At 47.4% G+C, this 25,586-nt stretch carries 27 protein-coding genes; 23 read left to right on the top strand and 4 right to left on the bottom strand.

What is annotated here, in order from left to right; genetic code table 11:
* A partial coding sequence (locus NI21_RS16945; RefSeq protein ID WP_206538666.1) for a hypothetical protein occupies positions 1 to 245 on the top strand: 245 nt, incomplete at its 5' end.
* Positions 246 to 524: 279 nt separating this feature from the next.
* On the opposite strand, the gene NI21_RS0105215 is transcribed toward NI21_RS16945, so the two are convergent.
* From NI21_RS0105215 to NI21_RS16720, 3 genes are read right to left on the bottom strand one after another with little or no spacing between them, the layout of a single operon-like run.
* Positions 525 to 1,145 carry a YitT family protein gene (locus NI21_RS0105215; RefSeq protein WP_033125194.1) on the bottom strand — a complete coding sequence of 207 codons (621 nt, stop codon included), beginning with the start codon at positions 1,143 to 1,145 and terminating at the stop codon, positions 525 to 527.
* Between the two features lie 53 nt (positions 1,146 to 1,198).
* Positions 1,199 to 1,540 (bottom strand): hypothetical protein, encoded by a 342-nt coding sequence (locus NI21_RS0105210; RefSeq protein WP_052083961.1) that lies wholly within the window; start codon positions 1,538 to 1,540, stop codon positions 1,199 to 1,201.
* Positions 1,541 to 1,563: 23 nt separating this feature from the next.
* The gene (locus NI21_RS16720; RefSeq protein WP_156111849.1) at positions 1,564 to 1,713 is read right to left on the bottom strand and encodes a hypothetical protein; all 150 of its coding nucleotides are present in this window, start codon (positions 1,711 to 1,713) and stop codon (positions 1,564 to 1,566) included.
* Positions 1,714 to 2,480: 767 nt separating this feature from the next.
* Between NI21_RS16720 and NI21_RS0105205 the strand changes: the two genes are divergently transcribed.
* Both NI21_RS0105205 and NI21_RS0105200 read left to right on the top strand, forming a co-directional pair.
* Positions 2,481 to 2,711: a hypothetical protein gene (locus NI21_RS0105205; protein ID WP_138373740.1), complete on the top strand. Its 231-nt coding sequence runs from the start codon at positions 2,481 to 2,483 to the stop codon at positions 2,709 to 2,711.
* Positions 2,712 to 2,814: 103 nt separating this feature from the next.
* Complete coding sequence (locus tag NI21_RS0105200; protein ID WP_033125192.1) at positions 2,815 to 3,738, top strand: hypothetical protein; 924 nt, start codon at positions 2,815 to 2,817, stop codon at positions 3,736 to 3,738.
* Here the strand turns inward: NI21_RS0105200 and NI21_RS0105195 are convergent.
* On the bottom strand, positions 3,719 to 4,096 hold the full coding sequence (locus tag NI21_RS0105195; RefSeq protein WP_033125191.1) for a hypothetical protein: 378 nt from the start codon (positions 4,094 to 4,096) through the stop codon (positions 3,719 to 3,721). The genes NI21_RS0105200 and NI21_RS0105195 overlap by 20 nt on opposite strands.
* Positions 4,097 to 4,226: 130 nt before the next feature.
* Here NI21_RS0105195 and NI21_RS0105190 point away from each other — a divergent pair, with 130 nt between their 5' ends.
* The 20 genes from NI21_RS0105190 to NI21_RS0105100 all read left to right on the top strand — a co-directional run bounded on the left by NI21_RS0105190 (position 4,227) and on the right by NI21_RS0105100 (position 25,526).
* Entirely contained in the window at positions 4,227 to 5,036 is an 810-nt protein-coding gene (locus NI21_RS0105190) for a hypothetical protein (RefSeq protein ID WP_033125190.1), read from the top strand.
* Positions 4,973 to 6,010 (top strand): hypothetical protein, encoded by a 1,038-nt coding sequence (locus tag NI21_RS0105185; RefSeq protein ID WP_147581167.1) that lies wholly within the window; start codon positions 4,973 to 4,975, stop codon positions 6,008 to 6,010. Before NI21_RS0105190 ends, NI21_RS0105185 begins: the two co-directional genes overlap by 64 nt.
* Entirely contained in the window at positions 6,007 to 6,852 is an 846-nt protein-coding gene (locus NI21_RS0105180) for a hypothetical protein (RefSeq protein WP_033125188.1), read from the top strand. Before NI21_RS0105185 ends, NI21_RS0105180 begins: the two co-directional genes overlap by 4 nt.
* 12 nt (positions 6,853 to 6,864) lie before the next feature.
* Positions 6,865 to 7,905, top strand: a complete 1,041-nt coding sequence (locus NI21_RS0105175; protein ID WP_033125187.1) for a YafY family protein — start codon at positions 6,865 to 6,867, stop codon at positions 7,903 to 7,905.
* Positions 7,906 to 8,038: 133 nt separating this feature from the next.
* A complete protein-coding gene (locus tag NI21_RS0105170; RefSeq protein WP_052083960.1) occupies positions 8,039 to 8,644 on the top strand; it encodes an ATP-binding protein in 606 nt (201 codons plus the stop codon).
* 30 nt (positions 8,645 to 8,674) lie between these two features.
* Complete coding sequence (locus tag NI21_RS0105165) at positions 8,675 to 9,262, top strand: hypothetical protein (protein WP_033125186.1); 588 nt, start codon at positions 8,675 to 8,677, stop codon at positions 9,260 to 9,262.
* The gene (locus NI21_RS0105160; protein WP_033125185.1) at positions 9,259 to 10,122 is read left to right on the top strand and encodes a nucleotidyl transferase AbiEii/AbiGii toxin family protein; all 864 of its coding nucleotides are present in this window, start codon (positions 9,259 to 9,261) and stop codon (positions 10,120 to 10,122) included. The genes NI21_RS0105165 and NI21_RS0105160 overlap by 4 nt, the downstream gene beginning before the upstream one ends.
* A gap of 24 nt (positions 10,123 to 10,146) precedes the next feature.
* Complete coding sequence (locus tag NI21_RS17020) at positions 10,147 to 10,485, top strand: hypothetical protein (RefSeq protein ID WP_052083959.1); 339 nt, start codon at positions 10,147 to 10,149, stop codon at positions 10,483 to 10,485.
* A gap of 61 nt (positions 10,486 to 10,546) precedes the next feature.
* Entirely contained in the window at positions 10,547 to 11,827 is a 1,281-nt protein-coding gene (locus tag NI21_RS17165; protein WP_255349845.1) for a DEAD/DEAH box helicase family protein, read from the top strand.
* A complete protein-coding gene (locus tag NI21_RS17010) occupies positions 11,824 to 12,945 on the top strand; it encodes a DEAD/DEAH box helicase (protein WP_052083957.1) in 1,122 nt (373 codons plus the stop codon). Before NI21_RS17165 ends, NI21_RS17010 begins: the two co-directional genes overlap by 4 nt.
* Positions 12,946 to 13,011: 66 nt before the next feature.
* Positions 13,012 to 13,788: a hypothetical protein gene (locus tag NI21_RS0105145; RefSeq protein ID WP_033125184.1), complete on the top strand. Its 777-nt coding sequence runs from the start codon at positions 13,012 to 13,014 to the stop codon at positions 13,786 to 13,788.
* 145 nt (positions 13,789 to 13,933) lie between these two features.
* Complete coding sequence (locus NI21_RS0105140; RefSeq protein WP_033125183.1) at positions 13,934 to 15,040, top strand: PTS transporter subunit IIC; 1,107 nt, start codon at positions 13,934 to 13,936, stop codon at positions 15,038 to 15,040.
* A gap of 154 nt (positions 15,041 to 15,194) precedes the next feature.
* A complete protein-coding gene (locus NI21_RS0105135; RefSeq protein WP_033125182.1) occupies positions 15,195 to 16,799 on the top strand; it encodes an amidohydrolase in 1,605 nt (534 codons plus the stop codon).
* 189 nt (positions 16,800 to 16,988) lie between these two features.
* Positions 16,989 to 17,660, top strand: a complete 672-nt coding sequence (locus tag NI21_RS0105130) for an MFS transporter (RefSeq protein WP_033125181.1) — start codon at positions 16,989 to 16,991, stop codon at positions 17,658 to 17,660.
* Positions 17,615 to 18,175, top strand: coding sequence for an MFS transporter (locus NI21_RS0105125; RefSeq protein WP_147581166.1), 561 nt, complete (start codon positions 17,615 to 17,617; stop codon positions 18,173 to 18,175). The genes NI21_RS0105130 and NI21_RS0105125 overlap by 46 nt, the downstream gene beginning before the upstream one ends.
* Positions 18,176 to 18,253: 78 nt before the next feature.
* Positions 18,254 to 20,968, top strand: a complete 2,715-nt coding sequence (locus NI21_RS0105120) for a translation factor GTPase family protein (protein WP_033125179.1) — start codon at positions 18,254 to 18,256, stop codon at positions 20,966 to 20,968.
* Between the two features lie 73 nt (positions 20,969 to 21,041).
* Positions 21,042 to 21,545, top strand: a complete 504-nt coding sequence (greA, locus tag NI21_RS0105115; RefSeq protein WP_033125196.1) for a transcription elongation factor GreA — start codon at positions 21,042 to 21,044, stop codon at positions 21,543 to 21,545.
* Positions 21,546 to 21,562: 17 nt separating this feature from the next.
* Complete coding sequence (locus tag NI21_RS0105110) at positions 21,563 to 22,294, top strand: acetylglutamate kinase (protein ID WP_033125178.1); 732 nt, start codon at positions 21,563 to 21,565, stop codon at positions 22,292 to 22,294.
* A complete protein-coding gene (locus NI21_RS0105105; RefSeq protein WP_052083956.1) occupies positions 22,295 to 24,043 on the top strand; it encodes a sensor histidine kinase in 1,749 nt (582 codons plus the stop codon). It begins immediately after the preceding gene.
* Complete coding sequence (locus NI21_RS0105100; protein WP_033125177.1) at positions 24,003 to 25,526, top strand: response regulator; 1,524 nt, start codon at positions 24,003 to 24,005, stop codon at positions 25,524 to 25,526. The genes NI21_RS0105105 and NI21_RS0105100 overlap by 41 nt, the downstream gene beginning before the upstream one ends.
* The last annotated feature ends 60 nt before the right edge of the window (positions 25,527 to 25,586 follow it).

The following is a 25,586-nucleotide window of genomic DNA, read 5'->3' as shown; positions in this document are numbered from 1 at the left end:
GCTGGTACAGCCAACCAGTAAGATGGTACAGAATTAGCGGCAGGGTGGTACAGTTAAACCGTGCAGTGTGTCACGAGCGACCGTTATTTACAATCGAGGGGATACTAACTGCTTACAAATTGTTTTATGTGGGATGCTCACGAGCGAGAAAGAATCTAATTATTGTTGTAGATGAAAACCGGATAGCTCAGTTTAAAGATGCTTTTATTGGAAAAGTTAAGAAGATTGGATTTTCTGTACAATGAAAAGCCCGGGCACTTATCAGCACCCGGGAAAAAGAGAGATGTCCTCAATCGCTGTGAAGAGCCATGGGTTTGTAACGTATTTGCAACAACTTCCCGTATAACCCTTTGATTTTCCAGTATTTTCGGTTACCCAAACGTTAATCCGGATACAACAATATACGATTCAGATGCCGCAAGGCGCTGCATGGCCTCCCAGGACAGTTGTTCTGGGAGGTCTTTTTTCTTTCCACTAAAGATACATTTCAAAGGCTGTCAGATACCTGCTGGACAGGGATTTTCTTATATTTCTAATGGAATATGTTTTTTCATCACTGTGAGTGTTTTACCCACAAATATCGCAGAAAGGATCGTTGCAATTCCAAACCCTTTTAAATCATGCAGGAAAGCAATTCCTAATATAACAGATATGATTACCATAAAAATATCATAGTAGATTTTAATTGTTCCAATATTTATATTTAGCAGGCGCGCAAGTATATTCACAGTTCCATCCGGCGGATTTTGTACTAACTTCATTGAGAGCATAAGATGCATTCCAAGTGCAGTACATACAATGCTCATAATCATTAGAAATATTTTAAATATCATATCTTCAGCATTAAAACTAATAATATTTTTGAAAAAATCAATGATAATGCCAAATAAAAATGCCACTGGTATTTGCAGTAATACCTTAGCGTTGATTAACTTTTTTTCAAGAATGTATTGAATCATACTATTGCAAAAGTGAAACAGCATCGTCAGCGTTCCAAATGTTAATGGGGTCAGATACCCCAACACATATGGAACACTGCTGATCGGCGATACTCCAAGTTCGCATTTCACGCACAATACAATCCCTAATGATACAGATATTACTCCTATTATATAAATGCCTAATCGATATATCAAATTTTTCATATTTTCATACCTTCTTCTTGTAGTTATCTGCATTCCGGCAAAGGTGGGCTTTGTTATTTTATTTCCTGTTTATTTTGAAATACTTTTCCAAATAACCAATGTGTAAATGGTGCTGCGGCAAACATATTCCAGAAAAAGGCCATTGGGAAATTTTTTAAGGTTGTTCCTATCCAAATTGCTGGCAACTGAGAAAGCGGGGCGTTGGCAAAAATAATATTGAAAAGAACAGACGCTACCAGACTCATAGTTGGGCACATAACTGCAATCGTTCCAGCTTGACGAAGCAACTGACAGATGTAAGGATTATCTTGTTCTGGATTGCAATGTTTTGAAGCGATTGCACTTCCAATTCGGTTCCCCCATAAATTTGAAAACAGAATAACAAATAATCCCATATAAACTGCTTCTTTTAGTGCGTCTAAAAAACAGCATTTGTCATATTACTTAAACCGCCGACAGTTAAGTTTACTCCCTCTTTTATGGCGATATTATAAACTTCCATTCCATAAGCCATTGCATATGACATAATAATTCCGAAAATAAATCCCTGAAATTTATTTTTTGGCATACTCCACTTCTCCTCCTAATAACAAAAATAACGTGTAGCTTTCTTTGCAACTGGGATTACGCATGAAAGCTACACGTTGTGTAATAATTATACAAAATTATTCTCTGAATTTCAAAGGACATTTTAATCAAAATTTATTCTTTGCTTCACTTTATCTGTAGAGAGGCCGGATTTAAAGAAAAGGGTTGACGAAAATATTCTATTGTATTGTTTAAAAGGTGGAAAAGAGTTGGAAATAACACTTGAAACAGAACGTGTGTTCTGATAAAATAAAGCCAGGCACTGCCAGAGAACGGTAGGCGGTTAGTCCTTCGACAGAGGGACTGAACCCTCTGATTACATAGAAATCTCTGCAAAGAGAAATCTTGGAAAGGAGGGCGAACTTATGAGTGACTTCGAAATGCTCTCCATCGTTTTGATGATACTTGGTATTGTCGTTACGATCTTAATAGCATACATAGATCACATGAAAAAGTAACCGCCCCTCAGCCAAAGTGTGCGGTTACTTTTCGTAACTAACATGAATTTGGACTAACCGCTTATCGGTAGTGCCTATTTCTATGTTTATATTAGCAAAGTGAGGAGAGAATGTCAAATTTTTTAAATCAGATGATGAAGTAAACGAATTGTCAGTTGAAATGAAAAGGCTACTTTTATAAAATAGCATGCTTTACGGCTGTGAAATCCAATGTCCCTTTTTTGTTCCACAAGTCTTGGTATAGTAGTTGTGTAAAAGAAAAATGCTACTTACGAAGAAAAGGAAGGAGATGGATCATTTCACAGATGATTCAGTATTGACGTTCGCTTTGGCAGAGTGGGCCTTAGAATATGGAAAAGTTCCTTTAGGAGACTGTGATACAGTGGCTGCTATGGCAGGGGGGATTGCTTTTGCATACTATAAAAAAATCCCGGAAGAAATTTTAACTCATTGTTTGGACTGCCTGGATGAAAGACTATTGAATATATATTACAAGTTTAAAGAGGTATATATTGATTAACACGTAAGAAGTTTATAAAACTGCATCACAGTACCTCCGATCTGCTACTGTGTGATGTTTAGTCTTTACTTGTTTACTTTTGGAGAATACAATGCAGTAATAAATGAAAGAGGAGATTGACAGGAAGAGAAAGATGAGTGTTTTTAAGAAATTGCACAATATCACATTGGAAGAATACCTGACTCTTCTTGAACAGATGAAACAGGCAGCCCTCTGTGATATGGATTTGTTTTCAGAAAAAGAAAAATATACAGGAGATATTCAGCCGGGTTCATTCTTAGGTGTAAAGCTCCGGTACCGGGATGATGAGGACTGTCTGTATGCCGACTGTTCATCGCTGGGACCGCAGCCGTTTACCAGGCTGCACCCGTATCTCTGGCGATTTATGAAGGAAGAGTCGGAAGAACTCCTGAGCGACCAGGATTTTGATGAACCGGCGGAAAATAAGTTTTACTGGGAAGTAACAAAATATATTCGTTGTAGGGAATGCTTTTACAGGCAGTATGCAGTGACGTTTTCTCTGAGACTGGAATTGCTGGGAGTTGAAGCATATCCGTATGAGTTTGAATACAGGTCATTTCAGGATTCAAAATATGTGGAATACTTTACGGAGGAACAGAAGTTTATCCTAGGACATGCGGGGCAGCTAAAAGAGCCGGTGAATGTCATCCTGCCCTATCATCCGGGAGATATCCTGTATGTGGATGCGAATCCATTCGGGAAACCATTTTATGCAGTATATTGTGCAGAGACGATATCAGATAGAGAGCATTTTGAATGGACGAAAAAGGAGTATGGATTTTATAAGCGGGAACACCCGTGCCTTTATATTTCAGAAGACAGACAAGGTCCGGACATCACGAATCTGTGCGGATGGTTTACGGATTATATACCGTTTCCCTATGCTCCGCTTGACCGGGTCAAAGTAGTGGATACGTGTGATGATCCGTTTCTTCTAAAGGGTTCGGCGATGTTAAAAGAGGATCCGGCTGTTTTTCGGAAATGGATTAAATGGAAAGAAGAGTAAGCACCTCATTGTAGAAATCCAGCACGAGTTTTTCTGCATAAAAGACGCTGCTGGTCTTCCAGGCATTGATCTGATCCGTTAAATAGCGGACGATGTATTTTTCAAACAGGTCGGTTGAATATTCATAAGTATAAGTGTCTATGCGGCTCTCGTTTTGCAAAGTTGCCTTCAGAGTGGAGAAATCTGCGCCAAAATATTCGAATGACAGGAAGAACCGGCCATATTTTGTGTTGAATCTGGCAGTCAGTTTATAATTCATCCAATCTGTATCGGTCAGAGTCAGTTCGCTGCAAAGGCGGTCATAGCCATATTTATTTTCATAGCGCATGTCTTTTGAAGTCAGTTTCGGAAGTTTCATAATTACATCCTCGCTTTCGTTTATCTGTGATTAGAGTATAGAAGCCCTAATGCACCAAAAAGGGTGCATAAACTGTATTATTCTATGAGCAGTAAATAACCAGATGAAATGATATGTAAGGAGAACGATTATGAAATTTAAGTTTGATAATTCTGAGAAATTGTTATTTGAGTATTTCGATGAGTTGTTTGACCTGTATCTGCATCGGAAGCAGAGAGATCAGGTAGAAAGTTTTCTGATGAGGCTCCGTTATGAAGAAGAGAAGGACCTTCTCCATGAAAAGATCGTTACATATCCCGAATATGTACAGCGGTTATGGTTTGGAGCTTATCTTGGGAAGATTTTCAAAGAAAAAGGGCGGATGTTCCGGATCGGGGTAAGGCAGTGTCCGTTTCTCTTATATCTTCTCCATCTTGCCTCTTATGATGTCTTTGAACAGGAAGGGCTGGAGAAACCTTATCTTTGCAGACAGACGGAAATCGGGATCTATCATTTTATGACAGAAGAGAACTGGTATGATCTTGTGAAAAATGAAGCAGATCTGGACGGCTTTTTCGCAGGGACAGGTTTTCAGTATCTGTGGATCGGCGATGAAAAGGAACGGAAGCCTTGTGGACTGACGATCCTCCCGATAGAAGAGGATCTTCGGAAGTACAGTTTCTGGGAAATGGACAGGTTGCCGGACGGGACGATCTGTTTCAAAGACGAATTTATCCCGGAATTTGTCCGGAAATCAAGACAAGCGAAACGATACTGGGTGTCAATCAATATCTGCCGGCTGTCAATAGAAGAAGAACTGCTGATCAGGAAGCATAAACCGCAGACAGAAAAAGAGATGAAAGACGTTATAGCGATGGCGTGGAAGGGGAGTTCCAAATGGCAGATACTGGAGAGATTTTACCAGCTGGAACATTTAAAGCTTTTGCCGTGTGTGATATGATGGGAGCAGGTAAATATTTGCGAAAAAACACACCAAATAAAAAGGAGAAACAGAGGATGATTGTTTATGAGTATGTGATGACAAGTGACAGTGGCTTTGCACCAAATCCATTTTACGGGGCATGTACATTGGCATGCTGTAAACCGAAGATAAGAAAAGGTGTTGCCAATGAGATATTTGGCGAAATATTTGGAAAAATAAAGAAAACACTTGCACCAAATGAGCGTTTGACTAAAAAGAAAAAAGAAGAAATATTAAAAGACTTAAAAGACTTAGGTTTAGAAGCAACGGAAGAAGAAACGGAAACTTTTGACAGCCGGATTAAAGACTTGTTTTTGTGCGGGAATGAGAGATTGTTAAAAAAATATATTAAATGCCAATCAAAGGAGGCGTTCATTAAGAATCAGAATATCTATATTATAGGACTTGCAGGCAAACAATTAAAAGAAAAACTTGGGAAAGCGGGAGAAGATAAAAATCCGATGGTTTTCGTCATGCGCGTCACTGATATATTGACGTATGATCAATATTATCATGATGATAAGTATAAGGAGAAGATACCGCATGAATTTAATGTAGTTGACGCGAATGATAATACCAGTATTAACTGGTGCGGTGATAATATCTATAAAAGTGTAGAAGGTCAGAATGCTGTTGCAGGAGAACTGGCAGTAAAAACGGCATTTCATCATGAAAATGGATGCGTGGAAGAAAATAAAGTACATGATCTAGCTGGGGAATATGTACTGGTATCTGATGCGGGAAACTTTATCTATTATGGGAAAAAAGCAGGCGAAGCACCAGATGTTGGGGAAGCATATAAATATGTCGGGCATAAAAAAATTAATTTTATTGATAAGTCAGGCGATAACGAGGCATTAAGAAAATTCCTTTGCGGTTTTGATAAGATTGAGAGAAAGGGTGTTATCGCACCGCCGATCAACAGCATGATTAGAATGGAGGATATCAGATGAAGATTATAATTTCCAGAAAAGGATTTGATAATGCGAACGGGAAATGTGCCAGCCCGATTCTTCCTGACGGGGATATGGTATCTATGCCAATCCCGACGGATGAAAGCAGCGGTCTCAAATTTGAGGAAATCTTCTATCAGGGACGGACTTATGCCCAAATGTGGAAAGAATTGAGTGAAAAAGCATATCATCTGTATCCTTCTGGGTTTTGTCATCTGGATCCGGACATCCGGGAAGATGTCAGAAGCGAAAAGATACCTGGTTGGAAACCTGCGTTCGGGCAGACGGGAGCGGCACAAGGCTATCTGCAGGGACAGAATGTTGATGTTGGTGATATTTTCCTTTTTTTTGGAACATTTCATCAGACAGAAGAAAAGGATGGGAAACTGTCATATTGCCGGGGGCGACGTGGGAAGAATGTGGATTTTTATGTGAAATCAGATTTACATATTATATATGGCTATCTGCAGGTGGGAGAGATTATTACAGATCCAGGCAGAATAAAAAGAGAATATCCATGGCATCCTCACAGTCGCTTTAGTGACAAGAATAATGTCCTTTATATTCCTGCGGACAAGCTGATCATAAATGGTGAAGATCAGGGAGTAAAGGGGTATGGTGTTTTAAATTATGACAAGAAAAGAGTGTTGACAAAAGAAGGACGTTCAAAAGGCAATTGGATAAAAAGAGTATTTTACATGCCAGAAAATGTTGCGGGAAATCGCAAGAATTCTTCTAAATCCGAAGATGCGCTATATTATGCGGGGATATGGCAGGAGATTGTATTAAAAGATACAACGGAAGAGTTGATTGACTGGGTAAAGGAACTGATATTGTCATAAAGAGGAAATAATATGTACGGAAAGCAGCCTAAGAAACTATTGATCATGAATATCCTGGATATTCTGAAGAGATATACCGATGAAGATCACCGCCTCAGCCAGAAAGAGATCGTGGAGATCCTGGACCGTGAGTATGATATGAAGGTGGAGCGGAAAGCCGTGAAGAGAAATCTTCTGAATCTGATTGATTACGGGTATCATGTGGAATACAGCGAGTCTGTCAGGGTAAACAGAAGAGGTGAGGAAGAGACGGTTTATTCAGACTGGTATCTGGAACGGGATTTCACAGATGCTGAACTCCGTCTGCTGATCGACAGCCTGCTCTTTTCCAGACACATTCCATACAGTCAGTGCAAAACGCTGATCGAGAAACTGGAGAATCTGTCCAACCGGTATTTCAAATCCAGAGTAAAACATATCCAGACCATGCCGGATAATGAACTCCCCAATAAGCAGCTTTTCTATACGATAGAAATACTGGATCGGGCGATCAGCAAGGGGAAGCAGGTTTCATTCCAGTATAATGAATACTATACGGACGGGCAGCTTCATGCAAGGAAAGACGATTCCGGCCATGTCAGGACCTATATTATTAATCCATATCAGATCGCAGCGGTAAATGGGCGGTATTATCTGATCTGCAACAATGATAAATACGATGGTGTATCCAATTACCGGGTGGATCGTATTACTGATATCTGTCTTCTGGATACGCCAGCCAAACCGATGAAAAAAGTTAAGGGTCTGGAAAACGGGCTGAACCTTCCGAAACACATGGCGGAACATGTCTATATGTTTACCGGTGAGAGCGTACCAGTGACATTTCGCGCAAAGAAATATCTCCTGACCGATCTCTTTGACTGGTTTGGTAAAGAAATGCAGTTCCTGAATGAGACGGAAGATGAAGTGACGGTGCGGGTAACTGTCAACCAGGACGCCATGCAGAAGTGGGCGCTTCAGTATGCGCTTCATGTAACGGTGGTTAAGCCGGAGAGTCTGGTAAAAAAGATACGAGAAGATATCAGAAATGCTGCGAATAACTATCAAGTATAAAGTAAGCGTGGGAAAACACATTTAATCCGATTAGAAAGGTCCCTCTTGGTCTTAAATTTTGACATGGGACCAGCGTGAATGTAGTATAATAAATGCATTTGTGCATAATTTATGGATAGATGGAAATGCACCGATGTTTACGGAATTCCGGGACAGAATTGAAATATTGTCACGGGGGGACCTGCCGTCGAAGCAGACAGTTGAAGGCTTTTTTTCCGGAGAATCAGTTCCGGTCAACCAGAAACTGTCGGATATTTTTCTTCAGCTTCAAATAAGTGAACGTTCTGGACGTGGTGTACCTAAAAAAACGGAACTTTATGGTGAAGACTGTATTGAACTTAGAGAGAACAGTATTGTGGTGACGATTCTTTTTGAACGGTTAGAGACAAAGGTGGATGTATCAGTTGGTAATGGAAATGTACCAGATAGAACAGAAATTCCCTCAGTTGGAACAGAAATTCCCCTAGTTGAAACCATAATTCCCCCAGATAGAAGCGAAAATCCTCTGCTTAAAGAACTAGGTATAGAAGAACGTATACTAAGATTTTGTGCTGAAGCAAAGAATATCCAAGAAATCATGGAATATCTTGGATATCGCGACAAAAAGACTGTGCGTAAATATTTGTCCTCGTTTCTTATGGCCTCCCAGGACAGATGTCCTGGGAGGTTTTTGTATTCATATTCATTTGTGAGCAGTGCAAAACTAAAAACAATAAAATACTTGATTTTCACCATATAATCTCATATTATTGCATTAAGAGGTGAAAATATGATAAAAACGACTGAAATGATGCTGGAAGAATTAAAAGAATATTCTAATCCGGCGGCCAAACTTTCGCGTATGGCGAAGCAGGGAGAATGTTTTCCGATTGTACGGGGGTTATATGAGACTGACCGGACAGTTCCGGGATATTTATTGGCAGGGTGTATCTATGGACCGTCCTATATTTCTTTCGAGTATGCGCTTGCGTATTATGGATTGATACCTGAGACCGTATATACAATTACTTGTGCCACTTTTGAAAAAAAGAAGAAAAAAAGATATGAAACAATGTTTGGCACCTTTATTTATCGAGATGTTCCATCTGAGGCGTTTCCACTGGAACTCAGGGTCGTGCAGGAAAAGGAGTATTTTTACCGTATTGCAGAACCCGAAAAGGCCCTGTGTGATAAACTGTACACAATGCATCCGGCAGCAAACGGCAGAGAACTTTTTGCGCTTCTGACAGAAGACCTGCGGATTGAAGAAACGGAACTGTGTAAATTAGATGTGGATAAAGTGTCAGTTTTAGCAGAGCATTATCATTCTGGAAACGTAAAGAAAATGGCGTCGTTATTGCGGAGGATGAAGAGATGAATACGGCAATTGAACAGATGTTGAAGAACTATCAGATAGAAAATATATATGACCAGAAAAATGCGATGAAAGAAATTATGCAGGAGATTGTCCTGTGCGGACTTTCGCGGGCGGGGTTCTTTCAGAAAGCGGCTTTTTATGGCGGAACGGCACTCCGGATTTTTTATGGGCTGGATCGTTTCTCTGAAGATCTGGATTTTTCTTTGGTAACAGCAGATCCGGATTTTGATCTGACTGTTTATTTTCCGGTCCTGGAGAAAGAGGTGCGTGCTTTTGGCCTGCATGTTACGATACAGGAGAAGGAAAAGACGAAGGAAAGCAATATCCGTTCTGCTTTTTTAAAAGGAAATACCAAAGAACATCTTTTGTTGTTTTATGCGGATGAGGATCTGGCGGGAAGTGTTGCCAGAAGCGAGCTTATTAAAATAAAATTCGAGGTCGACATCAATCCGCCGGAGTATGCCGGTTTTGAGCATAAATACCGGCTTCTTCCGACCCCATATGAAGTGAACCTGTATGATATGCCGTCGTTGTTTGCCGGAAAGATCCATGCAGTGCTCTGCAGAGCGTGGAAAAGCAGGATAAAAGGACGGGATCTGTATGATTATGTATTTTATCTCTCCAGGGGGAGTGCTGTGAATCAAAAACATTTGCGGGCACGGCTTCTGCAGTCCGGCTTTATTTCTGAGGATATGGAATGTACGCTCCCGGAGCTGAGAAATATGTTGTATGAAAGATTTGATACTATTGATTTCCGTCAGGCGAAACAGGATGTAGAGCCGTTTATCAGAGACACAGCTTCTTTGAATATGTGGAACGCAGATTTTTTCAAGCAGATTACAGCGGGCCTGCACTTTTGAGGCAGAGAGAAAACAGGGGGTAAAATGAGAGAGCCGATTGAAAATATCAGTCTGTTACAGAAACAGATCAATAATCTACAGCTTGAGAATCAAATCCTGAAAAACATTCTGGATCGTTCAGGTATTTCGTATACACACGAAATTGCCCGGATTGGAGAAACGGGAAAAGCAGAAGGATACGATTCAGACCAGGGTGCACGGATCATTCATCCAAGACAGATAACGGTTGAAATGGCGAATTTGTTCTATGCCAGATTCTGGGGACGCCAGGATGTTTATGCAAGAAGGAGCGAGAAAAAAAGCTACCGGAGAAGCAGGATATTACACACAGTGTCACAATCGGTGGGAGAACGTCTGTCCTAAAATGCGTCATGAGAAAATGAATTGTAAAGACTGTCCCCATCAATCGTATAAGCAGTTGACTGTGAATGATATACTGGCTCACTTATATGGAAAATCATATAACGGTTCAGATGTGATCGGTGTTTATCCATTATTAAAAGATGGAACCTGCCGTTTTCTTGTATTTGATTTTGATAATCATGAAAAGAATGCGGAAAAGAAGGATTTTGCTAATACAGACGAGGCATGGATGGCAGAAGTAGAAGCTATGCGCATGATCTGCAGTTTAAACGGGATAGATCCCCTGGTGGAGCGTTCCAGATCCGGCAGAGGAGCGCATCTGTGGATATTCTTTGATAAACCGATTCCGGCAGTGCTGGCAAGAAGGTTTGGCTTTGCGCTGCTGGAAAAGGGGGCGGAGCATGTGAATCTGAAATCATTTAAATACTATGATAGAATGCTTCCGGCTCAGGATACTCTATCAGAAGGTGGATTGGGGAACTTAATCGCACTGCCATTACAGGGACAGGCGCTGCAAAAAGGAAACAGCGCTTTTGTAGACAACAATTGGAATGCTTATCCGAACCAGTGGGATGTGCTTTGGAGCAAGCCGCGGCTCTCCGCTGAGTTTATAGAGATAAAAATAAAAGAATGGACAGCGTCGGATATTACGGAAGCAGCAGATGATAATGGAACTGATGGAGAACGAGAGGAGCCATGGAAAAAGGAAAAGCCTTTTCATCGGGAAGATGTGGATGGAAATTTGAGGCTTGTTTTATCTAATGGTTTATATATAGACAGTCTGAATCTGAAAGCGGGAATCCAAAATCAGATCAGACGCCTTGCGGCCATAAGAAATCCGGCTTTTTATAAAAATGCGGCAATCGGCATGTCGAATTTTGCCACATCTCAGTGGATATATCTTGGAAAGGATCACTTGAGCGGATATATTGAAATTCCAAGAGGGGTGTATGATAAATTAAAGGAAAAAATAAATGAAGCAGGTATTCCATGTGAGATCAAGGATGAACGTCAGTGTGGCAGACATATCCATGTTGTCTTCAAAGGGGAACTGCGGGAGGAACAAAAGCCGGCGCTGGAAGAGATGATGAAATATGATAATGGAATTCTTCAGGCGGCGACCGCTTTTGGAAAAACGGTTGTATGCAGCGCGATGATCGCAGAGAAAAAAGTTAACACACTGATTATTCTTGAGTCGTCCGCTTTGCTGGATCAGTGGAAAGATGCATTGGAGCAATTTCTTGATATAGATGAGCAGTTACCAGAGTATAAAACGAAAACCGGACGGATTAAAGTACGTAAAAGTCTGATAGAAAACTGCAGGGCGCACACGATTCTATGACAGGTATTGTAGACATTGCGATGGTCGGCTCTTTGTACAAAAAGGGAGAATGGCATTCGTTACTGGATCAGTACGGGATGATCATTGTGGATGAATGCCACCACGCAGCTTCAGATACGATTGCGGAAGTATTACAAAAAGTACCGGCTAAGTATGTATATGGCGTTACTGCAACACCTAAGCGGGCAGATGGTCTGGAAAAAGTTAATTATATGCTGCTAGGATCGATTCGATATAGCTATTCTTCAAAAGAAAAGGTAAAAGCACAGGGAATCCCGCATCTGGTGTATCCGCGGTTTACAAGAACAGTGCTGCCAAGAGGTGTTATAACAGAAAAGATGCATCCGAATGAAGCGTATGAAATTCTCAGGCAGAATGAAGTCAGAGATGAACAAATTCTTTCGGATGTAAAAGAATGCATAGCAGCAGGAAGAACTCCGGTGATACTTTCTAAATATAAAGATCATTCAGAAAGATTATACGAACGAATAAAAGATTGTGCAGATAAAGTATTCCTGATGACAGGAAATAATTCGAAGAAAGAGCACAGAAAGATACGGGAGCAATTGCGTGAGACTGTGCCTGAAGAGACATTGGCCCTTGTTGCTACAGGCAGCCTGATCGGTGAAGGGTTTGACTTTCCCCGCCTGGATACACTGATCATGGCAACACCGGTTTCGTTCCGAAGTGTTGTAGAGCAGTATGCCGGACGGCTGAATCGGGACTATGCTGGGAAAAAGGACGTGATTGTTTTTGACTACGTTGACAGCCATATTCCGATGTTTGAAAAAATGTATGCGAAAAGATTGAAAGCATACCGACAGATCGGATATGAGATCTGCAGCGGGCTGCATAGCGAAAAACAGAAAACCAATGCAATTTTTGACGGCGAAAATTACCGGGAAGTATTTAAGAAGGATCTGCTTGAGGCTGAACAGAGAATTATAATATCCAGTAGTGTTATCAGTTCCCAAAAGGTTTATGATCTCATAGCTATGCTGAAGGAAAAGCAGGAGCAGGGAGTTGAAGTGACAATCATTACATGGCAACCGGACGATTATGGCTTTGAAACAGAATGGTACAGCCCGAGGACATTCTGCGGTTTGAGAGTAGTGTAAATCTATAGGGTAATGAAACTAAAGACTTTGCAAACAACACAGAGTATCCGTTTGAGAGTAGTGTAAATGTTACTGAAGGAGCAGAGCAGACTGGAACAAATCCTCAAAAAGACAGAAGAGCGGATGAAAGATGCCCCGGATGGATCGCTGCGTTTATCCCGAAGCGGGAAATCCGTACAGTATTACCGCTGCATGCCGGGAAAACAGAAAAATGGCGAGTATCTTCCGAAAGCAGAGGGGCAGCTGGTCCGCAGGCTGGCGCAGAAATCTTATGATCAGAAAGTGGCAAAGCTGGCCGGGAGAAGGCTGGCCCAGATCAAAAGAATAGTAAAAGATTATGAGAATGATGAAATAGAAAGACTGTTCCTAAATGAACACAAGGAGAGGCAAAAACTGATCTGTCCGGTGGAACCGACGTGGGAACAGCGACTGGAAGCGTGGATAAATGAAGAGTACCTGCAGAAAGAATTTCGGGAAGATGTGCCGGTGATCTTAACGGAACGAGGGGAGCGGGTGCGTTCCAAATCGGAAAAACTGCTGGCTGATTACTTCTGGCGAAGCGGCATACTGTATAAATATGAGCGGCCATTGCACTTGAAAGGCTTCGGCATCGTACATCCGGATTTTACATTCCTTTCCAGAAAGACAAGGCAGGAAGTGTATTGGGAGCATGACGGCAGGATGGATGACCCGGTATATACCCAGCGGGCGGTCCGTAAAATACAGGCGTACGAGCAAAACGGGATCTATCCGGGAGAGCAGCTGATACTAACATTTGAAACCGAGAAGTCAGTATTGGATCTGAGGATGGTCAAAAGACTTGCGGAGAAGTATCTGATATGAAAAAGTGAAATAGGTTTCGATTAAAGAGGCTGGGAAACAGGAGAGGAAAGGATTGACAAACTTTCCGTATGGCGGTAAACTGAATATACATGTGTCTTGACACTTGTATATTCACTATATTTTGTTAAAGGAATGGGAGTTTGTTATGGAAAAAGTAAAATCTTTTCTGAAACGGAAAAATATCGTTATCTCGGCTAAGCGGTACGGGATAGATGCCCTGGGCGCCATGGCCCAGGGATTGTTCTGCTCACTGCTGATCGGCACGATCCTGAACACCATCGGAAGCCAGTTCCACATCGGATTTCTGACTGCCCAGATCATCACCATCAACGGTGTGGGCTACACCATTGGCGGTATGGCCTCCTTCATGAGCGGCGCGGCCATGGCGGTGGCAATCGGGTATGCCCTCCAGGCGCCGCCCCTGGTGCTGTTCTCTCTGGCTACAGTGGGATATGCCTGCAATGCCCTTGGACAGGCAGGCGGACCTCTTGCAGTACTGTTTGTGGCTATTATCGCCGCAGAGGTGGGAAAGGCGGTCAGTAAAGAGACAAAGATTGATATTCTGGTGACGCCCATTGTCACAACTCTGGCGGGCATTGGTGCGGCCTGGGTCATCGCACCGCCCATTGGCCTTGCTGCCAGTGCTTTTGGGCAGCTCATCATGCAGGCAACGGAGCTGCAGCCTTTCCTGATGGGGGTCGTGGTGTCTGTGCTTGTGGGTGTGGCGCTGACACTGCCCATCTCCTCTGCGGCTATCTGCTCTGTCCTGGGACTGACCGGGCTTGCAGGCGGGGCCGCGGTGGCGGGCTGCTGTGCCCAGATGGTGGGCTTTGCGGTTATGAGCTTTAAGGAAAACAGATGGGGAGGCCTGGTGAGCCAGGGGCTCGGCACATCCATGCTGCAGATGCCCAACATTGTCAAAAATCCACGGATCTGGATCGCGCCAACCGTGACCTCAGCGATTACCGGCCCTATTGCCACCTGCATCTTTAAACTACAGATGAACGGAGATGCCATCAATTCCGGTATGGGAACCTGCGGCCTGTGTGGACAGCTGGGTGTGTGGACTGGCTGGATCGCGCCAAGTGACGCAGCAGTCGCCAACGGAGCAGTCGCCATGGCGCCCTCTGCCTTCGACTGGTTGGGACTGATCCTGATTTCCTTTGTGCTTCCGGCCATACTGGCCCCGGCCATCAACCAGGTGTGCCGGCGCATGGGCTGGGTAAAAGACGGCGATCTGACACTGTCATAGATTTTGTGCTGATAAAAGCAGAGAGAAAACAGGGCGTTTCGGCTTTGAGCAGAAACGCCCTTTGCCATGAAGAGATTGACAGGCGGCAGAAGAAAAGAGTATAGTTATTTCAAAATGCGGCAATGGTGCTTCGGGTTGGAGGTGTAGCAGGTTTATGGACAGTTGTATCTATGAAAACGGAAAGATTTTTACAGCAGATAAGGACAATCTCTACGGGGAAGCCATGCTTGTGGAGGATGGTCTGATCCGCAAAGTCGGGACAGCAGAAGAAGTGGAAGAGATGGCTCCGGCGGGATGTGGCCGGATAGACCTTGGAGGACGCCGGGTGATCCCTGGATTTGTGGACGCCCATATGCATCCTGTCATGCTGGCGGATTTCAGCCGGCAGATCTCAGCCCTGCCGCCTAAGATCCACTCCATAGAGGAGCTGGTAGAGGCAGTGCGGGAAAAGAGACAGGAACAGGGGCCTGACAAATGGATCCAGGGCTGGGGATACGATGAAGGGAAATTTGCAGAGCGGCGATCCATTACCCGCTGGGATCTGGACAGAGGATGCAGCGATGCCCCGGTGTCCGTGATCCGTACATGCGGACATATCCGCTGCGTGAACAGCCGGGCGCTGGAGCTGGCGGGAATAGACCGCAATACGCCGGACCCGGACGGAGGAGAGATCGAGAGGGACGAAAATGGAGAGCCCACAGGTGTGCTGAAGGAAAATGCCAGAAATCTCGTGCTCCCCTTTATGCCTGTGCCCGATAGGCAGGAGAAAGTGGAGAATCTGACAGAGCTTGGCAGGCTTCTCACTTCCCAGGGCATTGTGGCGGTGACGGATATGGGCAACCTGGACAGCGGGGACAATTATCCGCTTTACCAGGAGGCGTCCGAAAAAGGATTTCTCCAGGAAGTGGGCGTGTACTATATGTGGGACTTCTTTATGGATGATCCGGACTTTTCGATCCCCAGGGAACGGTTTGACAGGAGGCAGCAGATTTTTGTCTGCGGGCTTAAGCTCATAGGGGATGGCAGTGTCTCGGGGCGCACTGCCTGGATGGCAGAGTCCTATCTGGGGACGGATTCCTGCGGGATCTCCGTGTGCAGCGACAGGCAGATGGAGACTGCTATCCGGTTCTGCAAGGAGAATCGCTGTCAGCTTTCCATGCATGCCATGGGCGGCAGAGCCATTGAGCGGGTCGTGGACCGGGCAGCCAAAGAGGAAAAGTGGAATGACGGGCCAGAGCCTTATGTGCGGGTAGAGCACATTACAGATCCGTCTGCGGACAGTGTGCGGAAGGCAGCCCGGAAAGGCATTGGTTTTGTGACCCAGCCCATTTTCCTGTATGCGGAGATCGAGAGCTATCTGAACAATCTGGGACCGGCATGGATGAAGCGGTGCTATCCGGTGCGTGACCTGCTGGACAGCCAGGTGAAGCTCTGCTTCTCTACAGACGCGCCGGCCACATCCTGGGCAGTTCCCTCGGATCCTTTCCCCAACCTCAAGGGAGCAGTGACCCGCCGGGCCTGGGACGGGACAGACTGCGGACAGGAGCAGGCTGTGGACATAGAGACGGCTATTATCCTATACACAAAAGAGGCTGCCCAGATGGCGGGATTTGACAGGCTGGGACAGCTGAGGGAAGGCTACAAGGCGGATTTTCTGCTTCTGGACCGGGATATCCTGGAGATCCCGGCTGAACAGATCGATCAGGTGCAGGTGGAACAGACTTATATAGGCGGCAAATGTGTGTATCAGCGGAGCTGATGGGCATTGATGGGGCTCGGATGTGTGGGCCCCGGCCGCCCCAAAGAGAGAAAAATGTTTGAAAATCTATTTGACTTTTTTTAAAATAAAGTGCTAATATACGTATGTTGAGTAGCGGAAAATGCGTAAGTCCAAACAGGGCTTGCGCTTTTTTTGTGCTTTTTGAAATTTGATAAAGGAGTGATTTTTTTGTCTGATCAAACGAACTATGGAAAAACTCTGACAGTGAGCATTCTGTCCCTGTCTCTGCTGACGGTCATGGCTGGTGCGGCTGTGGCTCCTGCGCTGGGGGTCATTCAGGCACATTTTTCTGACACAAACCCGCTTTTTGTACAGATGATCATCAGCGTGCCGGCCCTGTTCATTGTCATTACCAACTTTATCTTCCCGAAGCTGTGCAAAGTGTTCAGTGCCAAGACACTGGTGCTTATGGGCCTTTTGCTCTATACGGCAGGGGGCTGCGCGTCAGGCCTTTTTGACAACATCTTCGCAGTGCTCGTCATGCGGGCGCTTGTGGGGATTGGCGTGGGGATCATCATGCCCCTGTCCACAGGTCTTCTTTCTTACTATTTCCATCCGGAAAAGCAGGTGAGACTGATGGGTTACTCTTCTGCCATGAACCAGATGGGCGGCGTGATCGCCACACTACTGTCCGGCCTTCTGGCAAACATCAGCTGGCGGGTCAGCTTCCTGGTGTATCTGATGGGCCTGATCAGCATTGTTTTGTGCCTTTCCTATCTACCTAATGACAAGATCACCCAGGAGACACAGGCGAAAGAGGACAGGGGGAAAAGGAGACTGCTGGAGGCGTCGGTGTGTTCCGAGTCAATATCATGTACATCCTGGCTATGTTCCTTCTGATGTCCACCTTTTTTATCTACCCGGCTAATTTTGCGATGGAGACCATCTCTGAGGGGATCATCCCGCAGAATTACATTGCGGTCATCATGGCAGGCATGGATTTTGTCGCCTTCTGCGGCGGCCTTTTGTTCGTGCGGGCCAAGAGGCTGCTGGGAGGAAAGACAAAGTTCCTGGCGCCCCTTTGCTTTCTGATCGGATATCTGCTGCTGGCGCTTCTGGGCGGATGGACCGGCACGCTGCTTGGCTCCGTCTTTGTGGGCTTTGCCAACGGAGCAGGTATCCCTTACATCATGTCAGAGGCCTCCATGAAAGCCGGCAAGGCGGCGGCCACTACGGTGATGCCTCTGATCTCCGCGGCTCTGTATCTGGCGCAGTTTGTCTCTCCCGTGCTGATGTCCGCTGTGACGGCCATCTTTGGAGGAACGGTCTCTCATCTGCCGTACTGCTTTGCCATCGTGCTGTCCATCCTTTTTGTGCTGTGGTCTGCGCGGATCCCAAGCGGAAAAGCAGAGTAAAGATTGCTTTATCGACTTACGCCCCTTTTTGTGCTATGATAATACAGTCATTATCTTAGTACAGAAAGGGGTATTTTCATGGAAAATACGTCTGAAAATATAGAAAAAAACGCAGAAATGCAGACCGCCGGACACCTCTGTGTGGGCCTTGTGGCTCACGTGGACGCGGGGAAGACGACGCTGGCGGAGGGAATCTTATACACCACCGGCCAGATCCGCAGGCTGGGGCGGGTGGATCACCGGGACGCTTTCCTGGACACGGATCAGATGGAAAAGGACAGGGGCATCACCATTTTCTCCAAGCAGGCGGAGACAGTGATCGGGGATAAGAAGGTGACCCTTCTTGATACCCCGGGCCATGTGGATTTCTCGGCGGAGATGGAGCGGACCCTGCAGGTGCTGGACTATGCGGTCCTTGTCATCAGCGGGGCGGACGGCGTCCAGGGACATGTGGAGACACTGTGGCATCTGCTGGAGAGATATCACATCCCGGTCTTTCTGTTTGTCAACAAGATGGACCAGGAGGGGACAGATGAGGAAAAGCTCATGGAGGAGCTGAAAAAGCGGCTCTCCGACGAGTGCGAGGATTTCTCGGATCCGGAAGAGTTTGATGAGCGGATGGCCCTCCACGATGAGGAGCTGCTGGAGCATTTCCTGGAGGGAAAGGCGCCGGATAGAGGGAGCATCCGCAGGCTGATCCGGGAGAGGCGGATTTTTCCCTGCTTCTTCGGCTCTGCTCTGAAAATGGAGGGAGTGGAGGCGTTCCTGGAAGGCCTGGGAATGTATATGGAGTACCCCGGGTGCCAGTCAGCGTTCGGGGCCAGAGTGTACAAGATCACAAGAGATGCCTCCGGTCAGCGGCTGACCCACCTGAAAGTGACAGGGGGATGCCTGCGGGTGAAAATGAATATGGACGCCTACATGGCGGATCCCGGTGAAGAGGGGGCTGCCGGCCAGCGGGTGACGGGACAGAAGATCGATCAGATCCGGATCTACGCCGGGAACAGTTTTCAGACGGTGCAGGAGGCCGGCGCCGGCATGGTCTGCGCTGTCACCGGGCTGGAGGGAACCTACTCCGGTCAGGGGATGGGATGTGAGACAGCCTCCGTCCTGCCGGTGCTGGAGCCGGTCCTGACCTACCGGATGCAGCCGCCGGGTGCCTGCGACGTGCACGGCCTGTATCTGAAGCTGAAGACGCTGGAGGAGGAGATACCGGAGCTCCACATTGTGTGGAGGGAAGAGACAAAAGAGATCCACACCCAGATCATGGGGGAAGTGCAGATCGATGTCCTTAAGTCCCTGATCCGGGAGCGCTTTGGAGCGGAGGTCTCCTTTGACGAAGGCAGCATCGTGTACAAGGAAACCATAGAGGACAGTGTGGAGGGAGTGGGCCACTTTGAACCCCTGCGCCACTATGCGGAGGTACATCTTCTGCTGGAGCCGGGGGAGAGGGGAAGCGGTCTGGAGTTTGACGTTTCCTGCAGCCGGGACATGCTGGATGTCAACTGGCAGAGGCTGATCCTGACCCACCTGGAGGAGAAGCAGCACAGAGGGGTGTTGACCGGGGCGCAGATCACGGACATGAAGATCACGCTCATTGCCGGGCGCGCCCACCAGAAACACACCGAGGGAGGGGACTTCCGGCAGGCCACCTACCGGGCCGTCCGCCAAGGGCTGATGAAAGCCCGCTCCGTCCTTCTTGAGCCCTGGTACGAGTACCGGATCGAGGTGCCCCAGGAGATGATCGGCAGGGCTATGAACGATGTCCAGAGGATGAACGGAAGATTCGACGCGCCCCTTGTGGGGGAGGAGACTGCGGTGCTGACAGGCAGCGCTCCTGTGGCCACCATGCAGGGATATATGCGGGAGGTGCTGTCCTACACCGGAGGGCGGGGACGTTTCTCCTGCCGGCTGCAGGGGTACGAGCCCTGCCACAATCCGGAGGAGGTCATCAGCGCGTCCCTGTATGATCCGGAGGCGGATCTGGACAACCCTTCTTCTTCTGTGTTCTGTTCCCACGGTGCAGGGTTCGTGGTGCCCTGGTATCAAGTGGAGGACTACATGCATGTGGAAGGGATGGAGACAGGGGAGGAAGAGCCGCAGGAAGAGATCCTGACCGGGATAGAGGAGAGAAAGAGGCGCATCCACTCGGAGGTTATCGACGAGGAGGAGCTGAAGGCTATTTTTGTGCAAACCTATGGAAATGCAGGGCAGAAGCGGACCGGATGGAAGCGGACCGTCCGCACGCAGGACAGTACATATAAGGCAAAAGGGACGCCAAAGAAACAGGGCAGGGAGTACCTGCTGGTGGATGGATACAACATCATTTTCGCCTGGGAAGACTTAAAAGAGCTGGCAAAGGATAATATTGAGGCGGCCAGGAACAAACTGATGGATGTGCTCTGCGACTACCAGGGATACAGGCGCATGACGCTGATCCTCGTCTTTGACGCCTACAAGGTACCCGGAAATCCCGGGGAGGTGCAGAAATACCACAACATTCATGTGGTCTACACCCGTGAGGCGGAGACGGCGGATCAGTACATTGAAAAGGCAGTCCACGACATGGCCAGGGAGCACCAGGTAACGGTGGCCACCTCCGACGGGATGGAACAGATCATCATCATGGGCCAGGGGGCCCGCCGCATCTCGGCCAGGGATCTTCTGACGGAGATCCATGAGGCGCGAAAGGAGCTGCGCGCCCTGCATCTTGATCCCGCCCCGAAGATGAAGAGATACCTTTTGGAGGATGTGTCTCCTGAGGTGCTGAAGGAGCTGAAAAAGAAGGAGTAATCCTCCTTTTCAGACAGAAAATTTATGCTATAATGGACATGGACTTACATGTCCGGAAAGGATGTTTTTCGAAGTGAGAGAACAGCTGACCAGGCAGGACGTGGAGAAGATCGAGAAAGAGATCGAGTACAGAAAGCTGGTTGTGAGAAAGAATGCCATAGAGGCGGTGAAGGAGGCCAGGTCCCACGGGGATCTGAGCGAGAATTTTGAGTACCATGCGGCCAAGAAGGATAAGAATCAGAACGAGAGCCGCATCCGCTATCTTGAGAGGATGCTGAAGACAGCCCGCATTGTGAAAGATGACGCGGCGGACGACGAGGTAGGCCTTGACAAGAAAGTGGAAGTTTATTTTGAGGACGACGACGAGACAGAAGTCTTTAAGCTGGTCACATCTGTCAGGGGAAGCTCCCTGAATGGGAAGATCAGCATAGAGTCCCCCATCGGCAGGGCGATCATGAAACACCGGGCAGGGGACAGAGTCTATGTGAAGGTCAATGACAATGCAGGTTATTATGTGGTGATCCGCTCCGTGGAGAAGACAGACGGAGAGGATGAGGACGCCATACGGAAATATTGATCTGGAGGAGGAGAAAGATGGATCGGATGATACTGGAACAGATAGAGAAAAAAGCGGAGGTGCTGACAGACGCCCTCCCCTATATCAGGGATTTCAACCGGCAGGTGGCGGTCATTGAGTACGGCTGCAGGAAATACATGAGCCCGGTGGGAGAGCAGGAGCTGATGCGGGACATTGCGCTCCTGAAAACAGTGGGCATGAAACCGGTGGTGGTGCACGGCTGCCCCATCGGCGTGGACAAGTTCCGGGAGAACAAAAGGATCGCCAAGCTTTTGGAGCTGTGCGGCACCAAGGCGGTGGGGATCTGCGGCATGGACATGGAGACGCCTGCCATCATGCTGGACAACGGTTATATTCCGGTCATCATGCCCAATGACATTGACACGGAAAATGTGGAGATCAACCCTATTGACGCGGCCCTGGACGCGGCGGTGGGCCTGAAGGCGGACAAGCTGGTCTATCTCTCCTCCCACAGAGGGATCTGGAAGGATGAGGCCAGGACGGAAGTGTACAGCCGCCTTACGGTTGCCCAGGTGCAGGAGATGCTGCAGCAGGGAAAAGTGACAGAGGGAGTGAGATCCCGGGTAGAGAGAGGACTGACTGCCATTGAGAGAGGCGTGAACCGCGTCAATCTTCTGGATGGCAGGATGGAGCATGCCCTCCTTCTGGAGTTCTTCAGCGTGGCCGGAGTGGGCACGGTGATGATCCGGGATGAGAGCCGTCTGTATGCACATGAGAAGGATGAATAAATGAAAAAAGAAAGAAGCTTTCAGAGGAAGCTGCTGCCGATCATACTGCTCCTGGCGGCAGTTCCTCTTTTTCTTTTCTCTATTCTGGCCCTGGTCAGTCTGCGGAGTATCCTGATAGACCGCTACCAGGATCAGGTGGACAGTGATCTGGATCAGACGGAGAAGCTGCTGAATATTACACTGGACAGATACAGAGATGCGCTTGTCGCGGCAGGGACGGACGAAAAGTTCTGCCTGGCTGTGCAGAAAGTGCTGGAGGGGCAGGAGCCGGAGGCGGAAAGCAGAGGGGAAGTGGAAGAGCTGCTGGGGAGAATCTGCCGGCAGAGCACGGAAGCTGCAGGAATGACACTTGTCCTTGAAAACGGGGATTCATTTTACTACGATGTGTCGGCGGCGTCCGGACCGGAGGGTGGATGGATGGAGGAAGCTATGGCGGCCTGTGAGGGCTGGAAGGAGGATACAGACTTCTCTTTCTGCTGTCCGGTGCCGGATGAGATACAGACTGGCACAGGGAGTATTCATATCTTTGGTGTTTTCTGCCGTATTGTATCTCCTGTAGATGGAGAAAGGGAAGGCACCCTTGTGGTCTGGCTGGACGAGAAAGTGCTGAGGAACACACTTGCCGGTGAAGACGGAATCCGGAGCTTTATCAGCGACGGGGATATAGTCATAAGCGCAACAGATCCTGGCGATATAGGAGGGAAGCCGGAAGAGCTTTCCCGGGGAGACTACTATGTGCAGAGCATGATCCAGGAGGATACCGGGTGGAAGATCACAGAGCTTTACTCTCTTGAGATGTACCACTATACTCTGTTCAGCCAGCTTGCCTTTGAAGTTCTCATAGCTGTTGCGGTTATGGTGATCCTGGCGGTGATGGCATATCTTATGAGTGTGCCTTTGGTTCGCTCTGTCAGAAATATTGCGGGAGCCATGGCAGCGGCCAGAGAGGGGGACTTTTCTGTGCGGGTAGAGGAAAATCCGAAAAGTCCTTATGAGCTGAACCGTATTGCGGAAGGCTTTAATGATATGGCTGAACAGACGGGAAGGCTGATTGTACAGCTTAAACAGTCTGCGGAGGAACAGAAAAATGCAGAGCTGCAGGCGCTGGAAGCCCAGATAGATCCCCACTTTCTCTACAATACGCTGGATACCATCAACTGGAAAGCCATTGAGAAAAATGAGATGGAGATCAGCGAGATGGTAGGGGCGCTGGCAGATATCCTCCGGTATTCTGTTATCAACGCGGGAGAGGAGTCGTCCATCCGCAGCGAACTGTACTGGCTGGAACATTATGTGCTTCTGCAGCAGGAAAAGCTGGGAAAAGAGATCAAGATCAAAGTGGAGGCATCAGAGAGAATACAGAATATGAGGATTCACAAGCTTCTCCTGCAGCCATTTGTGGAAAACAGCATCCGCTACGGATTTCGGGGGAAGGAAGGAGAGTGCTGTCTGTACATTCGCATGACCTGCGAGGATGGATTTCTGCATATCCTGCTGGAGGATAACGGTCGGGGCATGGATGAGGAGACGCTTGACAGGCTGAATGACGGGACACAGACGTGGAGCGGACATGTAGGTGTGGAGAATGTAAGGAAACGTCTGCGGCTGTATTACTCTGAGCAGGCATATCTGCATTTTGAAAGCAGGCAGGGAGAGTCTGCCAGTGTTCACATTTATGTTCCTATACCAGAAGGAGAGGGTGATACATATGAAGATCGTGATCGTGGAAGACGAGGCGGCCATCCGTAATGGGCTGGCGGGTCTGCTGCCAAAGATCAGTCCGGACTATGAGGTGGCGGGAACGGCTTCCGACGGGATGGAAGGACTTGCTGTTATCCGGGAACAGCAGCCGGATCTGGTGATACTGGACATCCGCATGACTGGCATGGACGGTCTGACCATGCTAAGGACACTGCGGGATGAGGGCAATGTATGCCGGGCCGTGGTACTTTCAGCGTATTCGGATTTTGACTATGCCCGGACGGCTATAGAGCTTGGCGTGGAGAGCTATCTGCTGAAGCCGGTAAAAGTAAAGGAACTGAAAGCAGTGCTGAGCCTGGCGGAGAAACACATCCGGCAGGAGGAAGACGAGAAGGTCAGATACACACCAAAGAAAGCATTTCTGTCCGCGCTGACAGGGACAGAAGAAATGGATCCGTACGTAAAAAAGAAGCTGGAGGAAGAGTACGGCCTTCTGGCCGACGGACTTATCGGCATCTTTATCATCTGGCTTGGAGGAGAGTATGGAAAGTATGAAGAGGAAGTGGGCCGTGCGCTGACGCCGCTGGGGGAGAGAAGCGGATACTTTTCGCTGTGTACGCTGGCAAGGGAAAAAAGGCAGCTTGTGCTGGCTGCTCTCTACCGGGTACAGGACAGAGAAAAAGCGACGGAGTATCTGAGAAAGGCAGCAGCGCCTATGCTCTTCGGCCTGACAGGGGGAAAGGCGGTCATGGCACTGGCGTGGTGCGGCGGATTGAAGGAGTTTCACGAGACTGCCGTAAAGCTCTGCGGGGCGCTGGACTACAGCCTGGCCGAGGGGACGGGAAAGCTTATTGTATATGAGGAGAGGGACGCAGATGTGCAGATATTCAAGTATCCCCTGGAGACAGAGACCATGACAAAGCAGGCGGTACTGCAAAGCGACGGGGAACTGAGGCGATGCGTCCGTAATTTTCTTGGATACTGCAGGAAAGGGCGATTCCGGCCGCGGGAGGTCAAGGAAGGATGTTTCCGGTATTTCAATACCATCTGTCATACAGCGGAGGAGTACGGGCGCAGGGTTCCCGACGCGGCGGAAATGTCGCGCAGAATGGAACAGATCCTGGAGGCGGTGACGTGGGATCAGATCCGGGAGATTTTCGACAGGCTGCTGGATATGCTGGAAGAGAATATAGGCGGGAAGATGGAAGAAGAAAGCCTGCTTGTGCGGAAAGCCAGAAAGATGATTCTGGAATACTACAGCCAGGGGATTACACTGGAGGAGATTGCGTCAAAGCTGGGAGTCTCTGACGAATATCTGAGCACCCGGCTGAAAAAGGAGACGGGGAACACATTTACCGAGATCATAAAAAATGTTCGGATGGAACGGATCAAGGAACTTCTTGTCAGCACAAATATGAAGCTTGGGCAGATCGCAGATGCCGCCGGCTACTCGGATCCGAAATACATGAGCCGTATTTTCCGGGAAGAGGTAGGAATGCTGCCGCTGGAATACAGAAAAATGCATCTTTAGACAAAAAAAGATTAAAAAATTACTCCTTTCTAAAAAATATACGCCTGCCTTCCGGGCAAT

Source organism: Eubacterium sp. ER2, assembly GCF_000765215.1.
In the GTDB taxonomy this organism is placed as follows: Bacteria; Bacillota; Clostridia; order Lachnospirales; family Lachnospiraceae; genus Claveliimonas; species Claveliimonas intestinigallinarum.
This window is presented reverse-complemented; position numbering and strand designations above follow the sequence as displayed.